The sequence below is a fragment of the Vibrio sp. B1FIG11 genome, assembly GCF_905175335.1.
GTDB classification, from domain to species: Bacteria; Pseudomonadota; Gammaproteobacteria; order Enterobacterales; family Vibrionaceae; genus Vibrio; species Vibrio campbellii.
Window position 1 is genome coordinate 376,394 of sequence record NZ_HG992752.1, and the last position, 15,139, is coordinate 391,532.

At 48.2% G+C, this 15,139-nt stretch carries 15 protein-coding genes; 7 read left to right on the forward strand and 8 right to left on the reverse strand.

Annotation, left to right across the window (positions count from 1 at the left end; all coding sequences use genetic code 11):
• Positions 1 to 71 precede the first annotated feature (71 nt).
• Genes KHO06_RS18630 through KHO06_RS18665 form a run of 8 tightly spaced genes read right to left on the reverse strand, consistent with a single transcriptional unit; the run spans position 72 to position 7,135 of the window.
• Positions 72 to 869 carry an EAL domain-containing protein gene (locus KHO06_RS18630; RefSeq protein ID WP_086015390.1) on the reverse strand — a complete coding sequence of 266 codons (798 nt, stop codon included), beginning with the start codon at positions 867 to 869 and terminating at the stop codon, positions 72 to 74.
• Positions 862 to 2,952, reverse strand: a complete 2,091-nt coding sequence (flhA, locus tag KHO06_RS18635) for a flagellar biosynthesis protein FlhA (protein WP_005432348.1) — start codon at positions 2,950 to 2,952, stop codon at positions 862 to 864. Before flhA ends, KHO06_RS18630 begins: the two co-directional genes overlap by 8 nt.
• Positions 2,953 to 2,983: 31 nt before the next feature.
• Positions 2,984 to 4,111, reverse strand: a complete 1,128-nt coding sequence (gene flhB / locus KHO06_RS18640; protein WP_212583105.1) for a flagellar biosynthesis protein FlhB — start codon at positions 4,109 to 4,111, stop codon at positions 2,984 to 2,986.
• The gene (gene fliR, locus KHO06_RS18645) at positions 4,108 to 4,884 is read right to left on the reverse strand and encodes a flagellar biosynthetic protein FliR (protein ID WP_005532242.1); all 777 of its coding nucleotides are present in this window, start codon (positions 4,882 to 4,884) and stop codon (positions 4,108 to 4,110) included. The genes flhB and fliR overlap by 4 nt, the downstream gene beginning before the upstream one ends.
• Entirely contained in the window at positions 4,884 to 5,153 is a 270-nt protein-coding gene (fliQ, locus tag KHO06_RS18650) for a flagellar biosynthesis protein FliQ (protein ID WP_005375036.1), read from the reverse strand. Before fliQ ends, fliR begins: the two co-directional genes overlap by 1 nt.
• 12 nt (positions 5,154 to 5,165) lie before the next feature.
• Positions 5,166 to 5,933, reverse strand: coding sequence for a flagellar type III secretion system pore protein FliP (gene fliP / locus KHO06_RS18655; RefSeq protein WP_011999253.1), 768 nt, complete (start codon positions 5,931 to 5,933; stop codon positions 5,166 to 5,168).
• A gap of 18 nt (positions 5,934 to 5,951) precedes the next feature.
• The gene (gene fliN, locus KHO06_RS18660; RefSeq protein ID WP_005432338.1) at positions 5,952 to 6,320 is read right to left on the reverse strand and encodes a flagellar motor switch protein FliN; all 369 of its coding nucleotides are present in this window, start codon (positions 6,318 to 6,320) and stop codon (positions 5,952 to 5,954) included.
• Positions 6,317 to 7,135: a flagellar motor switch protein FliM gene (locus tag KHO06_RS18665; RefSeq protein WP_045396475.1), complete on the reverse strand. Its 819-nt coding sequence runs from the start codon at positions 7,133 to 7,135 to the stop codon at positions 6,317 to 6,319. The genes fliN and KHO06_RS18665 overlap by 4 nt, the downstream gene beginning before the upstream one ends.
• 386 nt (positions 7,136 to 7,521) lie before the next feature.
• On the opposite strand from KHO06_RS18665, the gene KHO06_RS18670 reads away from it, so the two are divergent.
• From KHO06_RS18670 to fliI, 7 genes are read left to right on the forward strand one after another with little or no spacing between them, the layout of a single operon-like run.
• Positions 7,522 to 8,574 carry an OmpA family protein gene (locus KHO06_RS18670; protein WP_212583106.1) on the forward strand — a complete coding sequence of 351 codons (1,053 nt, stop codon included), beginning with the start codon at positions 7,522 to 7,524 and terminating at the stop codon, positions 8,572 to 8,574.
• The gene (locus tag KHO06_RS18675; protein ID WP_038890689.1) at positions 8,574 to 9,905 is read left to right on the forward strand and encodes a sigma-54 dependent transcriptional regulator; all 1,332 of its coding nucleotides are present in this window, start codon (positions 8,574 to 8,576) and stop codon (positions 9,903 to 9,905) included. The genes KHO06_RS18670 and KHO06_RS18675 overlap by 1 nt, the downstream gene beginning before the upstream one ends.
• A gap of 14 nt (positions 9,906 to 9,919) precedes the next feature.
• Complete coding sequence (gene fliE, locus KHO06_RS18680; protein WP_005532233.1) at positions 9,920 to 10,276, forward strand: flagellar hook-basal body complex protein FliE; 357 nt, start codon at positions 9,920 to 9,922, stop codon at positions 10,274 to 10,276.
• A 3-nt stretch (positions 10,277 to 10,279) separates the two neighbouring features.
• On the forward strand, positions 10,280 to 12,031 hold the full coding sequence (fliF, locus tag KHO06_RS18685) for a flagellar basal-body MS-ring/collar protein FliF (protein ID WP_212583107.1): 1,752 nt from the start codon (positions 10,280 to 10,282) through the stop codon (positions 12,029 to 12,031).
• Positions 11,994 to 13,013 carry a flagellar motor switch protein FliG gene (locus KHO06_RS18690; protein ID WP_005432330.1) on the forward strand — a complete coding sequence of 340 codons (1,020 nt, stop codon included), beginning with the start codon at positions 11,994 to 11,996 and terminating at the stop codon, positions 13,011 to 13,013. The genes fliF and KHO06_RS18690 overlap by 38 nt, the downstream gene beginning before the upstream one ends.
• Before the next feature lie 4 nt (positions 13,014 to 13,017).
• Positions 13,018 to 13,773: a flagellar assembly protein FliH gene (fliH, locus tag KHO06_RS18695; protein WP_212583108.1), complete on the forward strand. Its 756-nt coding sequence runs from the start codon at positions 13,018 to 13,020 to the stop codon at positions 13,771 to 13,773.
• Entirely contained in the window at positions 13,766 to 15,118 is a 1,353-nt protein-coding gene (fliI, locus tag KHO06_RS18700; RefSeq protein WP_212583109.1) for a flagellar protein export ATPase FliI, read from the forward strand. Before fliH ends, fliI begins: the two co-directional genes overlap by 8 nt.
• The last annotated feature ends 21 nt before the right edge of the window (positions 15,119 to 15,139 follow it).

Here is a 15,139-nt window from a genome sequence, read left to right on the forward strand (position 1 = left end):
TTTTAAGGCTGTTTAGACATGAAAAAGGGCGAGTTCTGATAGCTGAACTCGCCCTTTTTCTTTAGCTCAGTTTATTCATCGGCGAACGATTTAAACGACAATGAAGTGGGAATATCACTGAAATAGCCGAAATAATAACTCGCACCGAGTAAGCGGTAACGATTGAGCTCGTTTTGGCTTGCGACTCTACCTGCCACCCAAGGAAATTGATTACGACGCAGGAAGCGTGCGATGGGAAGGAACGCATGCTGATCTTGCTTGTTTTCCATCGTGACGGATAGCTTGATCAGGTCGGGTTCAAACTCGGCAATGCGTTCAAAGTGTGTTTGGCTGGTCGCAATTTCAAACCACAAGGCATATGCGTTGTCTTTCAGTTGTTCAACTAAAGCAGCAACGCGTTCATGCAGGCACAGAGTTTCATCGGCTTGCAAAGCGGGCACGACATGTTGAAATGCTGCTTTGTGGAATTGAATCATTTGATTCAAAAAGTGACGCCCTGCTTGCCATAGTAAGGCGTCGACCCGAATAGGCACCACGACATTGCTGATAAGGTCCGGATGAAAGGTATCGAGCTGGAACTGAGTTTGGCGCAGGGCTAAATACAAGCTGTATAAATCTAAGCAATATTGCATTTGCTCAGACAGTTCAAACTGATAAACACTCTGCTCGCCACGTACACCAAAGCGCAAGGTAAGGTGCTGGTATTCCACCTCACCGGTTTTTGTTTTACGGATGGCCTGACAGGCGTGTTGAATATCATTGTGTTTGAGCGCATCAAACACCAGTTGGTCGTCGTCCGTGACAATGTGTTGCAGTGCGAGATCGCACAAGTAGTCATACATCGCTTTATTTGAGATGAGATTAACCAAGGTTTCCTACCACGTTGATCTGTTTATTTTCTGGAATTTCATTGTAAGACAGTACCGCCAATCCTTGGGTAAAGGTACGTGCGTAACGTGCCAGCAATGGACGTAGTTGAGGCATCACCAATAAGATTGGCGGTAGCCCTTGCTGCTTCAATTGCTGACGAATCAAAGGCAAGTTCTGCTGGAACTGGCTAAGAATGTTTGGCTCAATTGGGAAGCTATCGAGCATGACGGTGCCTGCGGCTTGTGCTTGTTGCAACGACGTCATAAGCATCTGTTCAAGTTCATCAGACAAGGCGTAGACATTCAGCTCGTTCTTCTGACCCGCAACTAAGTTAACCAGAGTGCGTTTCAGCGCGCAGCGTACATCCGCCGCTAATAAAATCGGATCTTTGGTGTTTTCTGAAGACTCCAACATGGTGTTGGCGATGGTGCGAATGTCTTTTAGCGGAACTTGGTCGAGCAGAAGCTGACGGTAAACCTTAAGCTGCTGCGCTGGTGTCAGAGCTGCTGCCAAAGCTTCTGCCAATTTTGGCGCTTGCGCCGTCAGACGTTGAGTCATGGCTTCAACATCGTCATGGGTAAACAGTTCAGCCAAGTTAGTTTTCATAATTTTGCTGATGTGTGTGGCGATAACCGTGCCATCGTCAACCACCTGATAGCCCATGTTCAGCGCTTTCGCTTTGTCTTGATGTTCAATCCAAACCGCAGGCAGTTGGTAGGCTGGGTCACTGCCAAGAATGCCATCCACTTCGCCATAGGTTTCACCCACGGCAATCGCCATCAAACGTTCTGGCTCGATAAAGCCTTGTTCAATTACTTCGCCGTTCAAAGCAATGGTGTATTGGTTCGGCTTTAAACTGAGATTGTCGCGAATACGCACTTCCGGCAGTAGAAAACCCACTTGCTCAGAGAGATTGCGGCGAACACCACGAATACGCTGCGCTAGAGGCGCGCCTTGTTCTTTGTTTACCAAGTGCACCAAGCGGTAGCCTAACGCTAAAGATAGCGTGTGGACATGAGGAATATCGTCCCAAGTGAGTGCGGTTTCTTCTTCCTGCATCGCATGAGAGAGTGCTTCTACTTGGTCGATTTGTGTATCTTGCACTGGCTTTTTGCTCTGTCGCCAGCCCGCAAATGCTAGCACTGCGGCAAAGGTGAAGAACGCGAGGTGAGGCATTCCTGGAACCATACCAATGATCGCCATGATAGCGGCGACGGTATACAAGGTCGCTGGTGTTGCAAGCAGTTGCTTGTGCATGGTTTCCGACATGCCGTTATCGCTGTCGTTAATGCGGGTTACGATGATAGCAGCAGCGGTAGCAAGCAACAGTGATGGAATTTGAGCAACAAGGCCGTCACCGATAGTCAGTAGGGCGTAAGTCTTGAAGGCTTCTGACGCTGGCAATCCGTGCTCGAACACACCAATGCTGATACCACCAATGATGTTGATGAACAGGATCAGCAAGCCGGCAACGGCATCGCCACGAACAAACTTGGACGCACCATCCATGGAACCGTGGAAGTCCGCTTCGTTCGCCACCTCTTTGCGGCGTTGGCGAGCGGTTTCTTGGTCGATCAAGCCTGCATTTAAGTCGGCATCGATGGCCATTTGTTTGCCCGGTAGTGCATCCAAGGTAAAGCGTGCCGACACTTCAGAAATACGTTCGCCACCTTTGGTGATCACGACAAAGTTAATGATCATCAAGATGATGAACACCACCATACCGACCACGTAGTTACCGCCGATCACCACTTCACCGAAGGCTTGAATCACCTTACCAGCAGCATCGCTGCCGTTGTGGCCTTCAAGTAATACGATACGCGTTGAAGCAACGTTTAGAGTGAGGCGAAGTAAGGTTGCGACCAACAAAATGGTTGGGAAAATCGAAAAGTCGAGCGGTCGCTTCGCTGTGGTGCTGACCAGCAATACCAAGATCGCTAACACGATATTGAAGGTGAACAGCGCGTCCAATAGCAATGGTGGCAAAGGCAAGATGACCATTGCCAATACCATCAACAAGACGATTGGAATACCAATGTAGCCTTTAGTGGAAGTTTGAAGGTGTTTTAACCGGTTAAACATACTCTGGTGTCCTTGGGTAAACGCGGGTTAATCAGTGTTGCAAATGCTTTGGAATTGAAAAATGAGGCAAAGGCGTCGGTTCCTTTCCGCCCCCTTTACGAAAGGCTTTCAACTGCAAAACGTAAGTTAAAATATGGGCCACCGCGATATAGAGTTGGCTTGGTATGGCTTGCTCAATGGCCGTGGTGTGATAAATCGAACGAGTCAGCGGCGGCGAGTTGATGATCTCGACTTTATTCTCGCGGGCGATGCGTTGAATATGCATTGCGGTTTCATCGACGCCTTTTGCCACCACAAATGGTGCATCGGACAACGATGGTTCGTACTTCAATGCCACGGCGTAGTGGGTCGGGTTGGTGATCACCACATCTGCGGTGGGCACCATCTTGTCGATTTTACGGCGAGCAAACTGCTGCTGGATTTGGCGAATGCGTTGCTTAACTTCTGGTCGGCCTTCGTTGTTCTTGAACTCTTCTTTCAGCTCTTGTTTGGTCATGCGCAGCTCTTTGAGGTGCTCCCAGCGCTGGTAAGGAATATCAAGCACTCCAAACAGTAACAGGGCGAATCCCATCAGCAGCAGACCTTCAAACAAAATCGACATGATCAGTGAGAAGCCTTGGCTAAGTGGTAAGTTTTGCATGCCAAGTAGCGGCTGAAGATGGTTGTCTAGATAGCCATAAAGAATGCCGAAGATGACGAGCACTTTGAAAGTCGATTTGACCAATTCCACCAGTGAACGAGTAGAGAAAATACGCTTGATGCCAGAGATAGGATTCAGTTTGCTGAGCTTTGGCATCACGTTCGCGGGACGGAACATCCAGCCCCCTAACACCATGCTGCTGCCAAAGGTGACTATGATGATAACGGTGAAGAGAGGTAAGAGCATCTCAATGATCACCGCCAAGCTCTGACCAAGATGCTCCACTAATTGTTTTGGGTTTTCTAAGTCAGCTTTGGTTAGGGTCATGTTGTAACGGAATACACCAGACATGCTTTCCCAAATACTGTTGAGCTGGGAATAAAAAAACATCGCAACGGCTAAGAAGATAACTGCGGTAGTGAACTCTTTTGCGCGCGGAATTTGTCCTTCCTGACGGGCTTTTTTGACCTTCTGGGGGGAGGCTTTCTCGGTTTTGTCTTGAGACGACTGTTCGCTCATGCGCCCCCCAACATAAAGTTATTCAAGAAACGAATGGTGTCGTGGACTAACGCGGTATAGCGACTAGGCACCCCAGAAACAGAGATCAACACGCTGAACAAACCTAACAGCATGGTCATCGGGAAGCCTAATGCATATACGTTTAGAGAGGGGGCGGCTCGGTTCATCACACCAAAGCTGATATTGGCGAGCAGCATAGAAACGATCGCTGGTAATGCTAAGGCAAGCGCAGAAGCAAACATCCACCCAAAGATATTCACGACACCTTGCAAAGACAGGGCGGTGATCCCCGAGCCTACAGGCCAAATGACAAAGCTTTGAATGACGATATCGATAACCAGTAAATGCCCTTCAAGTGCAAGAAACAGCAAAGTTGAAAAGATAAGGAACATGCGGCCTAGAATCGCCACAGACAAGCCATTAACCGGATCGTTCATCATCGCCATACCCAATCCCATTTGTAACGAGATAGTCTGGCCGAGCATGGTGAATACATTGAACAACATGTGCAGGATTAAGCCGAACATAAGCCCCCATATCGCTTGCTCGAACGCTAAGAAAAGCGAGGTCATCGAGAACAGTTCGACTTCTGGCATCGGTGGCATCAGTGGTGCGGTGATCACCACAATCGAGAGGGCAAGTAAACTGCGGACCCAAACTGGAATCAACGCGTCACCAAAAAATGGCATGGAAATGAACACGGCACCGACGCGAAAAAAAGGCCACCACAGCTGACCTAGAATCACAGACAGTTCCGCAAACGTGATCGCCATTAGCCGATCATTCCCGGTATGTTATGGAACAAGAAATCAAACAACTCCATGATTTTTCGTAGCATCCAGTGGCCTGCAAAAATCACCATCAACAGCGTGACTAACAAACGTGGCAGGAAGCTCAAGGTTTGCTCATTAATTTGCGTGGCAGCCTGAAATACAGCAATACACAGGCCAACAATCAAACCTGGTACGACCAAAACTGCCACCATCAAGATGATCAGCCAGACGGCGTCAGAAAATAGGGTAACGGTGAGTTCCGGTGTCATGATGCGCCTCCACTACCCAAAGCTGGCGGATAGTGTACCGACCGTCATTGCCCAGCCGTCAACCAGAACAAACACGACGAGCTTGAATGGCAACGAAATGATCAGGGGTGACAGCATCATCATACCCATCGCCATCAAGACACTGGCGACGACAAGGTCGATGATTAGGAAGGGTATAAACAACATGAAGCCGATTTGAAACGCGGTTTTCAGCTCACTGATAACAAAAGCCGGCAACACGACAGCAAATGAAATGTCTTCGACGTTTTGGTCGATGGGCTCGTTGGCAATACGCAACATTTGCTCCAGCGAGCTTTGGTGGGTTTGTGCCAACATAAAATTACGAACGGGTTTTTCGGCCACCGAAAACGCCTGCATCAAGGTAATTTCACCATTGTCATACGGTTTGAAGGCGTTGTCGTGAATATCGGTCCAGACAGGGCGCATAATAAGTAACGTCAATGCTAGGGCAATGCCAACCAAAACACGGTTTGGCGGGCTTTGTTGCAACCCCAGAGCCTGACGCAGAATCGCCAACACCACGATAATGCGTGTAAAGCTGGTGGCCATCAAGATGAAGGCTGGCAAGAAACTGAGTGCTGTCATGAGCAACAGGATTTGTAGCTTAACGCTGTACTCTTGCTGTGTGTCCCCGTCGGAAACGGACAAGATGGTTAAGCCATTGTCGGCAGCCATGGTTGGCAGTGCAAACAGCAGTAAACCCAGTAATGCAATCACCATTAACGGCAACCGACGCTGACTGTCACTCAGAAGATTCATGGCACAACCCACCTGAATTTATCGACCTACGCCGCTAAGCGCAGAGTCATGCACATCGATCAGGCGTAGGCCATATTTGTCGTTAATAACCACGACTTCTGCCTGCCCCATCAGAGAGCCGTTTACTTTTACATCAAGTGGTTCGCCATTGAGCTTGTCCAGTTCAATCACTGTGCCTTCACCGGCTTTCATCAGGTCGCCCAAAGGAATCTCTTTGCTTGCGACTTCTAGCGTGACCGTTACTGGGATGCTTTTGAAGAAACTTAGGTCGCGCTCTGCAACAGGCTCGGGAGCGAATGCCTGTTCAGTTTCAAAATCTTCCAATTGAAAATCGTCAAAGTTTAAATCATCGGCGTCGAATGCTTGGTTGTCTTGCGCGTCGCTCATCGCTGCGATTCCTTATCTGGGTTAAAAATCAGTACAAGCTGGCCGTCTTGTTCCGCAACACGGCCAGAGAAAAGAGTTTGGTTACCAATGCTTACTGGCACGGTGTTGAGAAGCTCGATGGGCAATATATCGTCCGGTTGCAATCCAACCACATCACTCAGTGCCATGGTTTTCTTGCTCAATACGACATTGAGACGCACCGGTGTTGATTCCAGAGAGCGACAAAACGGCTGATACAAGTCCGTATCGTTATGAAGGGCTAGCTGCTCGATCAAAGTTTGAATCATGGTGCTATCAAGCTTGAGGTGAATCGCACCTTGGAAATCTTCAAACGCGATAGAAAGCTCAGCATGCAGTCCGATTCCTCGTGGTGTCTCGTACTCGCAGGTTTGCCACATTTCTTGCGGTGCAAGCCAGTTGATGATGATTCGGCTGATGCGCTCTTGAAGGCGTAAGTCACTCGCCGTCAAAGAAGTGGAAGTGCGCTCGGTTGCGGCGCCGTAAAAGCGATCGGCCAGTTTGATTAATGCTTGCGCGTCTCCATGGATATACACCATGCCACCATCTTGGTGTTGATAGGTGGAGGTTTGGTCTTTATCCAATAAAGTTGGTGAGAATCTGTGTAGTTCTACGGCAACTAAATTCGCTTCAATTTTGTTGGTGCTGAGCCAATTTTGTAATTCATTGGTTAGGCCCGAACAAGACTCTGAGATCAAACTTTCGAGCTTCTCACGAATGATATGAATAGGTTTGCCTAGCAACTCTACATCAAGCAATTTGATGTCGGAAATAGGCTCATTAACTCTGCTTTCCATTTATATTTTACCGTGCGTTAACAAACTAAACTGTTTTAACTTAATAGCGGACAGTCTACACAGACTTTTTTAAGAACCTTTAGTTTCAACTTTAAAGATTGTGACTTTAGTTCACATGTTGATTTGAATCTAACTATAGGTACTTTTAATGAAAATTAAAAAGAGTTAGCTTTGACTTATAAAAGAGTTAATAAAAAATATAACAATTATTAGCTAAGTTGTTGTTAATTCGACCAGTTAATGCTGATGGAGAGAACAGCAGTCTTTGCAATTTGAGCCTTGTAACTCATTGTTTTGTTGGTCTAAAAAAGTCTATTTATGAATGCTTGCTTGAGCTTTGTGACGGAATTATGACCACTTTTAATATTTCAGAATAGGGAATTTATATGATTACCTATGCCAAATTTTATAATCTAATGGCATATTTAATTAAATCTTCTATGTCAGGGAATTGTGATAAATACCTACAAAGAAGCCATTTGATAATATTTTCTAAAGTATTCCTGTTAGCTGGTTTAACTTCACCTAGTTTTGCATCGGCAGGTGAGAAAATCACCGTTCCAATGGATCTTTCTACTTGGCTATATAAAGGAAATAAATTTGAATGCAACTTAATGCACTCAAATATTCCTGAGGGGAAGTTTTATTTCCGCGCGGAACCAAATAACCGAGTTTCTTTTATTGCCGACGTTCACAATAACAACAATAAATGGAACGGCGCTGTATTGCTTAGTGAGAGTGCACCGTGGGAAGGAGAGCTTTTAAGAAAAGAAGAGGCTTCGCTTGCGTTTACCTCGGCAACTAACCAGTTCGCTTTCTCGCATGGTACAGAGTCTCTGCTTGCATCCATTTCTTCCGGAAGCTGGGTTACGCTGTCACTTAGTGGAAGTGAAGGTTCCGCTCTAAGCAGTATCACTCTGCCAACCATTCAAATACAAAATGCATTGGCCTCATTCAATCAATGTCGAGATCAATTGCCAAAGTTATCTTACTCCCAGGCTCGTGATGTGAATTTACCATTTCAGTTTGGTCAAAAAACATTAAGCCGCAGCCAACAAAGTACCTTGGCAGCACTCTACAGTTACATTTCTGTCGATGATCGCGTCACCAAAATTCTTGTCGATGGCCATACCGATAATGTTGGCTCTCAATTGGCGAATTTAAATGTATCTCGCCAGCGAGCTGAGCAAGTCGCAGAGGCTTTGGTTCAACAAGGTGTTGACCGTTCGTTGATTGAAGTTCGTGCTCATGGCTCGCGATACCCAATTGCCAGTAATAACACCCAAGCAGGGCAAGCCAAAAACCGTCGAGTGACACTGCGTTTGGTTCGAGATAACGAGCGTGTGATTACTAAAAATGACTTGGCCAGACACACGACAGGCAAAAGCAACCCAGAAATAAAACAACAACCCCAACAAGAGAAGGTAAAGGTTCAATGATGACGAAAATGGATATTTTGTTGGTTGAGCCAAATGAACACCTCGCTCAACCAGTGCTGGATGTACTTGGGAATGCTGGTTATTCCGCAAGACACAGTCGCACTGGTCGCAGCGCGCTATTGGAAGAGCGAGCTTGCATTACGTTGGTCAGCTCAAACTTACCGGACATGTGTGTGCGTGAGTTTGTCGCGTGTCATCAAAAGCAGCGTAGTGCTGGTGTGGTGATTGCGATTGTTGATCAAGAGCAGGGCATTTTGGCGGCGGAAACAATGAAGTCTGGGGCGACGGATTACTTACTTCGTCCCTTTGAAACGAATCAATTGCTGAACTTACTCAAGCGAGTGGAAGCCTTGGGCAAACCACTGGCCAACATCGTTGCTGAATCATGGCGCAGTAAACAAGTGCTTCAACTCGCGCACCGCGCTGCCTGCACCAATGCCAGCGTGCTTATTACTGGTGAATCGGGTACGGGTAAGGAAGTGCTGGCACGTTACGTTCATGAGCAATCTCCTCGTGATGACGGTCCGTTTGTCGCAGTGAACTGTGCTGCGATTCCAGAATCTATGTTAGAAGCAGTGCTGTTTGGCCACGTGAAAGGGGCATTTACTGGTGCCACCAATTCACAAAGCGGTAAGTTTGAAGAGGCCAATGGTGGCACGATTCTACTGGATGAAATTGGTGAGATGTCACCAGCGGTGCAGGCGAAGTTATTACGTGTGCTTCAAGAGCGAGAAGTGGAACGTGTTGGCAGTCATAAAGCGATTCAGTTGGATATCCGAGTGATCGCTGCAACCAACAAAGACCTGCGCGAAGAAGTGCAAAAAGGCACATTTCGTGAAGATCTTTACTACCGTTTGGATGTGCTGCCATTGCATTGGCCACCCCTGCGAGAGCGCAAAGAAGACATTTTGCCGATCAGCCAGTTCTTTATTGGAAAATACCAAGACGGCAGCCGCTGCCATCTGTCTCAAGATGCCATTTCTGCCCTGAGCCAATATCACTGGCCGGGCAATATTCGCGAACTCGAAAACGTCATTCAACGTGCACTTGTCATGCGTCATGGGGATTACATCACCGCGCATGATCTGATGCTGCCAATCGAATTGCTGACGCCTGTGCCTTCCGCTGAACCGGTTTCAAGCTTTGGCCACGTTGAGGCGAAGAAGCAAGCTGAGTTCCAGTTTATTCTCGACAAATTACGTCAGTTTGGTGGAAACCGAACCAAAACGGCCAACGCTTTGGGAGTGTCTACTCGAGCGTTACGTTACAAGCTCGCCGCCATGCGCGAACACGGTATTGATTTACAGTCGGCGCTTGGCTCGGCTGCCTAAAAGGAGAAAAGTAGATGGCAAGTCAACCAACTAATGCAGTCTCAGCAGAGCAATTAATGCTGTCTAAAATGGAGGCAATGCGAACGCAAGTTCAGCCGCCAGAATTTGTTGTGAGTGCAAACCCGTTAGATCAACAATCTTTGAACGCCCCATTGTCTTTCTCACAAGCGATGACCAATGTGCTGGATACGGTCAATCAGCATCAATCGGTAGCGAGTCAAAAAATGACCGCCGTCGAAACGGGCGCAAGTGATGATTTGGTGGGCGCGATGATCGCCAGCCAAAAAGCCAGCCTTTCATTCAATGCTTTGATGCAAGTGCGCAACAAAGTGGTCATGTCCTTTGAAGATATCATGAAGATGCCGGTGTAACCCATGTCAGAACTTTCCACTCAAGTGGCCGGTAATTCTGCAATGCATGCCGGTACAACTCAGACTCCTTCCTCAAATCGAGGGATGGATGACGTAACCAATAAAATCAAACAATTGTGGTCGAGCAGCCAACGTAACCTCGTATTATCCGCGGTGTTAGCGGCCATTGTTGCGGCCATCATCGTGGTGGCGCTTTGGAGCTCTTCGCAAAGCTTCCGTCCGTTATACAGCCAACAAGAGCGTTTTGATATCGGCGAAATTGTGTCGGTATTAGAAAGCGAAGGCATTAGCTACCGCATGCAAGAGCAAAACGGCCAAGTATTGGTTCCAGAAGGTGAAGTTGCCCGTATCCGCATGCTGCTTGCTTCGAAAGGGGTGAAAGCGAAATTGCCTACGGGTCTGGACTCATTAAAAGAAGACAGCTCGCTAGGTACCAGCCAGTTTATGGAAACGGCACGTTATCGTCACGGTTTAGAAGGTGAGTTAGTGCGCACTATCATGTCGCTAAATGCAGTAGCGAATGCACGCGTCCATCTTGCGATTCCTCGCCAAACCTTGTTTGTGCGCCAAAACACGGAAAATCCATCGGCTTCTGTGATGTTAGAGCTTAAGCCGGGCGAAGATCTTAAGCCTGAGCAGGTCGAAGCTATCATCAACCTGGTGGTTGGCAGCGTGACAGCAATGAAGCCTGAATTTGTCTCGGTCATTGACCAATACGGTCGACTATTGAGTGCGGATGTGGCTTCTGCTGAAGCGGGCAAAGTGAACGCGAAATACCTTGAATACCAAAAGAGCGTTGAGAAGCAAATCATCCAGCGCGCGGCTGATATGCTGACGCCAATCGTAGGGCCAAGTAACTTCCGTGTGCAAGTTGCGGCGGATATGAACTTTAGCCAAGTCGAAGAGACACAAGAGATCCTCGACAACGCACCAGTCGTTCGTAATGAACACACTATTCAAAACAACTCCGTTGACCAAATCGCGTTAGGCATTCCTGGCTCGTTAAGCAATCAACCTCCCGTAACTGGTGAAACGCCAACTAGCGATAGCCAGAACACCAATGCACGTTCAGAAGTGAATCGCCAATATGCGGTAGGTAGCAGTGTGCGTCGAACTCAGTACCAACAAGGTCAAGTTGAAAAGCTCAGCGTGTCAGTTCTGCTTAACTCGCAAGCCGCCCCGGATGGTGTCGCGTGGAGTGAAGCGGATAAATCGCAAATCTCAACCATGATCATGGACGCTGTGGGTATCTCGAATGCGCGTGGCGACAGCTTGAGCTTGATGAGCTTTAACTTCACCCCAATTGAGATCGACGCGCCGCCAGCATTGCCTTGGTGGCAAGACCCAACGGTGCAGCAACCATTGCGTTACGTGATTGGCGGTGTGTTAGGTCTAGCGATGATCTTCTTTGTGCTTCGTCCTTTGATCATGCACCTAACAGGCGCGGATAAGCCTGCTCAAGAACTTGAATTTGCTGAGCCACAAGAAGAACCGCAATACGATAACCTCCAGACTCGTGAAGAGCGTGAGCGCGAAGAGCTGCTCAACCGCAAACTGTCGGAGAAAGGCATTGCCGTATCGTCCGGCTTGGATGTGAATAGCGACATGCTGCCGCCAGCGGGTTCTCCACTAGAGATTCAATTGAAACACCTACAGCTTATTGCTAACGAAGAGCCAGAGCGTGTAGCCGAAATTCTGAAACAATGGGTAAACATCAATGAACACAGCACAGTCGACGTCAAAGCAGACGCTTAGTTATGTAGAACAAACCGCGCTTGTGCTGTTGGGCATGGGTGAAGATGCAGCCGCTAAAGTGTTGCAGCATTTTAGCCGCGATGAAACCCAGCGAGTGACACGTGCAATGGCGAAGTTGAATGGCATCAAAAGTGATTCTGCCCGCAATGTGATTCAACATTTCTTCGAAGATTTCCGTGAACACAGTGGTATTCGCGGCGCATCAAAAGAGTACTTGTCGAATACTTTACGTAAAGCCTTGGGTAATGATCTGGCTAAGGGCTTACTCAACAACCTGTATGGCGATGAAATTCGCAATAACATGCAGCGTTTGCAGTGGGTAGAAGCAGAAACTCTGGCCCGTTTCATCGTCAATGAACACCCTCAGATGCAAGCGATCTTCTTGGCATACTTGCCTGCGGACAGCTCTTCTGCGGTCTTGAAGCACTTGCCTCAGGATTATCATGATGAAATCTTGTTCCGCATCGCTCAATTGCAAGATATTGATCATCAAGTTGCGAACGATCTGCATGAGTTGGTGGAGCGCTGTATTGATAAAGTGTCTGCAAGCCAAAGCACACCGCTATCGGGCGTAAAACAAGCGGCGGATATCATTAACCGATTTGAAGGTGACCGCGCATCCTTGATGGAAATGCTCAAATTGCATGACGAGAATGTGGTCAACGAAATCGAAGAGAATATGTTCGACTTTATGGTGCTCGGTCGTCAGCGCGAGGAAACCATGGACGCGTTGGTTCAGCAAATTCCACTAGAGTTGTGGGCTGTGGCATTGAAAGGTGCAGAGATTACCTTACAGCAAGCCATCAAACGCTCTATGCCACAACGTATGGTCAAAGCGTTAGAAGATGACATGGAGCTGCGTGGTGCAGTGGTACTGAGCCGAGTTCAGCGCGCTCGCCAAGATATTATGCAGTTGGTACGAGAGCTTGATGAAGCGGGCGAAATCCAACTGGTACTCTACGAAGAACCAACGGTGGAGTAAGGCGATGAGCGAAAGAAGATCAAGTGCCATGCGCTTACCACCAAGCGGCTACCGTTTACATCGTTTTCCGCCTTTGGCTCAGCCAGTGAGCATTGAAGATGACTTCGACCTAGATGAGCAAGGTTGGCAAGATACCCAAGCGGATGTTCAACAGCAGCTTGAGGCTGGCTTCCAGCAAGGTCTACAACAAGGTCATGATGAAGGGCTTCGTCAAGGGATTGAACAAGGCAAACAACAAGGATTGCTGGAAGGGCAGAAAGAAGGTTTCCAGAAGGGGTTTATCTCTGGAGAGCAGTCCGGAAAACAGGGCTTTGTGGAAGCGGCTAAACCAGTCAATGAGCTATTCCAAGCCTTATCTCGTTGGCAGAATGAAAAAGAGCAACAACAGCGTCATATGATCTGCGAATTGGTGCAGAAAGTCGCACAGCAAGTGATTCGTGCGGAGCTCACCTTGATGCCGCAACAGATTCTGGCTCTGGTCGATGAAACCTTGTCAGCCATGCCGGGCAAAGCAGAGAGCGTGATTGTTCATCTCAACCCGCAGGATTTGGAGCGCATTACACAAATTAACACGGATTTACCGACGGCTTGGAAACTGGTCGCTAATGCAGAGCTACCTGTTGGTGGATGCCAACTTGTGACAGAGGATGCAGAGGCGGATGCGAGCTGCGAACCACGTCTGCAGGCCTGTATGGATAACGTGAAGCAACACTTACTTGATGAAGTCTCGATGCCACAGGTAGACACTGAGCATGAGTAATACGTTGAGCCACGAGCTGTTAAACGAACGATTGAGTGATGCATTAGCGTCACTCGATTCGATTCCTGTCGCGCGAGTGACGGGACGTTTGATCAAAGTGAACGGCTTAATGCTGCAAGCCGTCGGGTGCCGATTCAAACTTGAACAGCGCTGCTTAGTGGAAACGGCAGAAGGCGACATGATCGAGGCACAAGTGGTTGGCTTTGATCATACCGTGGCCTACTTAATGCCAATTCGCCGCTTAGGTGGCTTGTTCGCTGGCGCCAAGGTGATTCCTCTTGATGGCGACAGTACGGTCCAGCTCAGTTCACAATGGCTAGGGCGTGTAGTGAATGGGCTTGGCGAACCTTTTGATGATGGTGCGCCGCTTAAGGGGGGAGATCGTGTTTCACTTGAACCTAAACCGATCAACCCGCTTAAGCGTCGCCCTGTTGATACGCCTTTGGATGTTGGCGTCCGAGCGATCAATGGTTTGCTCACTGTTGGCAAAGGACAGCGTATCGGTTTAATGGCGGGCAGTGGCGTCGGTAAAAGTGTCTTGATGGGTATGATCACGCAGAACACCGAGGCCGATGTGATTGTGGTGGGATTAATTGGCGAACGTGGCCGAGAGGTTCGTGAATTTGTTGAACGCAATCTCACCCCAGAAGCGCGTAAGAAAGCCATTATCGTAGCTGCGCCAGCCGACGAATCTCCTCTGATGCGACTGCGTGCGACACTACTTTGCCATCGTGTGGCGGAGTATTTTCGCGACCAAGGCAAAGACGTGTTACTGCTGATGGACTCATTGACACGTTACGCCATGGCACAACGTGAGATTGCCCTTTCCTTGGGCGAGCCGCCTGCCTCTCGTGGTTATCCACCTTCGGTATTCAGTGTGTTACCTCAGCTTCTCGAACGAGCAGGGAACAGCGAAAACCCTAACGGAAGTTTAACTGCGATTTATACCGTTCTCGCCGAAGGGGACGACCAACAAGATCCTGTTGTGGATTCGGCTCGAGCGATCCTTGATGGGCATGTAGTGCTGTCTCGTCAACTTGCTGAGCAAGGTCACTATCCTGCGATTGATATCAATGCGTCTATCAGTCGCTGCATGAATGCTTGCACTCATGAGGCGCACAGCACTATTGCGAATAATTTCCGTAAGCTTTACTCCAACTACTTGCAAGTGAAAGAGTTATTACCACTGGGAGGATACCAACCCGGACAAGATCCAGAGTTGGATCAGTCGGTTTCTATGTATCCGCATTTACGTGCTTATTTACAACAGTCAGCCAATGAAGCGGTGGACTATCCAACCAGTTTGACGGCTTTAGCGCAGATGTTTCAAAGTGAACAGCAGTAGCAGTTTGATAAGCGGATTAAG

Excerpts from the sequence above, each read along its gene's own strand:
- flhA (WP_005432348.1), bottom strand. The coding sequence starts at position 2,952 with ATGTTTAACCGGTTAAAACACCTTCAAACTTCCACTAAAGGCTACATT.
- flhB (WP_212583105.1), bottom strand. The coding sequence starts at position 4,111 with ATGAGCGAACAGTCGTCTCAAGACAAAACCGAGAAAGCCTCCCCCCAG.
- fliR (WP_005532242.1), bottom strand. The coding sequence starts at position 4,884 with ATGGCGATCACGTTTGCGGAACTGTCTGTGATTCTAGGTCAGCTGTGG.
- fliQ (WP_005375036.1), bottom strand. The coding sequence starts at position 5,153 with ATGACACCGGAACTCACCGTTACCCTATTTTCTGACGCCGTCTGGCTG.
- fliP (WP_011999253.1), bottom strand. The coding sequence starts at position 5,933 with ATGAATCTTCTGAGTGACAGTCAGCGTCGGTTGCCGTTAATGGTGATT.
- fliN (WP_005432338.1), bottom strand. The coding sequence starts at position 6,320 with ATGAGCGACGCGCAAGACAACCAAGCATTCGACGCCGATGATTTAAAC.
- KHO06_RS18665 (WP_045396475.1), bottom strand. The coding sequence starts at position 7,135 with ATGGAAAGCAGAGTTAATGAGCCTATTTCCGACATCAAATTGCTTGAT.
- KHO06_RS18670 (WP_212583106.1), top strand. The coding sequence starts at position 7,522 with ATGATTACCTATGCCAAATTTTATAATCTAATGGCATATTTAATTAAA.
- KHO06_RS18675 (WP_038890689.1), top strand. The coding sequence starts at position 8,574 with ATGACGAAAATGGATATTTTGTTGGTTGAGCCAAATGAACACCTCGCT.
- fliE (WP_005532233.1), top strand. The coding sequence starts at position 9,920 with ATGGCAAGTCAACCAACTAATGCAGTCTCAGCAGAGCAATTAATGCTG.
- fliF (WP_212583107.1), top strand. The coding sequence starts at position 10,280 with ATGTCAGAACTTTCCACTCAAGTGGCCGGTAATTCTGCAATGCATGCC.
- KHO06_RS18690 (WP_005432330.1), top strand. The coding sequence starts at position 11,994 with ATGAACACAGCACAGTCGACGTCAAAGCAGACGCTTAGTTATGTAGAA.
- fliH (WP_212583108.1), top strand. The coding sequence starts at position 13,018 with ATGAGCGAAAGAAGATCAAGTGCCATGCGCTTACCACCAAGCGGCTAC.
- fliI (WP_212583109.1), top strand. The coding sequence starts at position 13,766 with ATGAGTAATACGTTGAGCCACGAGCTGTTAAACGAACGATTGAGTGAT.